The following is a 349-nucleotide window of genomic DNA, read 5'->3' as shown; positions in this document are numbered from 1 at the left end:
GGTTGATCCCATTGCGGGTTTACGTCGCCAGATTCACCGATGGTGCGACGCTTGAATTTCTCCGAGTTAATTTCGCGTAATGGACGTGAGATATTCAGTTGCGCACTGTCACCACGTGCCGAGTTCCAAGTGATGTCCATGCCAAGAACAAAAACAGATTTAGCCATTTGTTAAGTCTCCAATATGTGAGTCACCAACTTGCCGTAGGTATCGGGGAAGGTGAATTTTGTTCCATCACGGACGAGTGAGCCGACAACGGTTTCAATGTCGCCCTCATGGAATTCGATTAAAGAGTTGAGGATTTTCCCGTACTGGCGACGCATCCAGTGAGCCGAGGCCAACAGGTCTA

At 49.0% G+C, this 349-nt stretch carries 1 protein-coding gene and 1 pseudogene; both read right to left on the bottom strand.

What is annotated here, in order from left to right; genetic code table 11:
- Nucleotides 1-167, bottom strand: a 167-nt coding sequence (locus tag VCHENC03_RS27200) for a DUF1293 family protein (RefSeq protein WP_009704420.1), incomplete at its 3' end; no start/stop codon positions are given.
- 3 nt (nucleotides 168-170) lie between these two features.
- Nucleotides 171-349 (bottom strand): annotated as a pseudogene (locus tag VCHENC03_RS28160) (replication initiation factor domain-containing protein); the annotation flags it as partial.

The sequence above is a fragment of the Vibrio sp. HENC-03 genome, from assembly GCF_000305755.2.
Classification (GTDB): Bacteria; Pseudomonadota; Gammaproteobacteria; order Enterobacterales; family Vibrionaceae; genus Vibrio; species Vibrio owensii.
Note: the sequence above shows the minus strand (reverse complement) of the source record. Positions and strands in the feature narration are given on the sequence as shown.